The following is a 1,580-nucleotide window of genomic DNA, read 5'->3' on the forward strand; positions in this document are numbered from 1 at the left end:
TTAGGTCAATGTGATAAAGCTAAGATTAGTTCTGAGCGAAGTTCGCCTGCAACAATCAATCCTGTAGATACAACATCAACTAATTCTGTAGGTTCGGATAGTAGTGTAGGTGATCTTGGTTCAATAGAAAAGAATAAAAAGGTAGACGATGAATTAGGTACATCAAAGAAGGTATTATTTAATCCTGAAGCGTATTGGAATAGATTAAAAAGACTTTCCGAAAAAAATAAAAAAAAGGAGGTTCAGGCCCTTGATTTATCAGAGGCAAAAGATTGTTTGTTGTGGGCTATAAAAAACACCAAGATAAAATTGGTTAAAATTTTATTGCAATATCGAACTATTAAATCTGATCAAGTGCCAGTACCTTTTACTTCGCAGGACCTGCTAGAGGCTTTAAATCAAGTAGTGTTACTTGAGAATTGTTCTAAAGAAGTATTAGAAATGTTTAATATTTTACTTATTCCACTACTCCAAAAATCTGACTTTTCTTCAGAATTTTTATATCAGCCAAATCTAAAAGACTCAAAGACATTATTGCATTATGCTGCTATATTTGCTCATATCGATACCTGGAAAATGCTGTTAAAGAAAATTTTTTTAGATTATTTATCTATACAAGATTCCAAAGGAAATACCCCACTGCATTATCTTGCTAGTTCATGTATCGCTATCTGGGAAATGATATTACCAATATTTCCTCTATCTTGTTTTGAGATCCAAAATTCCTGCGGAGAAACCCTATTACATAATCTTGGTAGTTCAGTTTCTCGTATCGCTATCTGGAGAAGTATATTGCCGAAAATTTCTATAGCTGTTTTATGTACGCCAGATAACAACGGAAAAACCCCACTGCATTATATTGCCTGTAATAGGCAAATAGACAACATCAACTTGCTAATTATTCTAATCCTACAAAAGTTTGACAACAAAGATGAATATGCATGTAATGACAAAGAGCCGTTTACTTCAAATCAGATAGTTGAGCAGTTCTTCCAAACAGATAAGAAAGGGTATTCTGTAATTGGCTATAGTTGTTTGCCTAAGCCTACTAATTCCGAACCGGATAATAGTAAAATGAAAGCTTCCATCGGCACGTTCATGGACAATTTCAAAGATTCAAGCACAAAGAACGAAAGAATGTTTAGCGCTATTTTAAAATATCTACCTGGCTTGTTAGACAAGGATCAATTTGGTAAGATTGCGGGTGAAATGGCAAACATTGTAAAGGATGGTATAATCTCCAAAAAATATGCTGAGAAAAGGTTGTTTCCTATAATCGAGGAACGTATCAACAAACAATATCCTATAAATAAGGCAAGGGCAGATGAGATTATTCAGTACGTAAGAAGTGAAATGAATCTTGAGAAGTCGGATGAAGCAAAGTCCTGGTTTAATCTCTTCGCCTTATGCTCATGCACTGCGTGATGTAGCAAGGGAATATATGCATAAAAACTATCAGTAATCGTTTCCGTTCACCACTATGGCTTATGCTAGTAAAAAAACGCGCCCTTTGAAAAAAGTGCGATCAGAAAGCGGCGTTTACAGATGAAAAGAAAAACAGTTGCCGGGATGGATTGCAG

1 protein-coding gene is annotated in these 1,580 nt (G+C 35.0%); it reads left to right on the top strand.

All coding sequences use genetic code 11. The features are described from left to right. Positions 1–1,425, top strand: a 1,425-nt coding sequence (locus tag MUW73_RS04420; protein WP_243575326.1) for an ankyrin repeat domain-containing protein, incomplete at its 5' end; no start/stop codon positions are given. Positions 1,426–1,580: the final 155 nt, after the last annotated feature.

The sequence above is a fragment of the Candidatus Cardinium sp. cByotN1 genome (assembly GCF_022810525.1).
GTDB lineage: Bacteria > Bacteroidota > Bacteroidia > Cytophagales > Amoebophilaceae > Cardinium.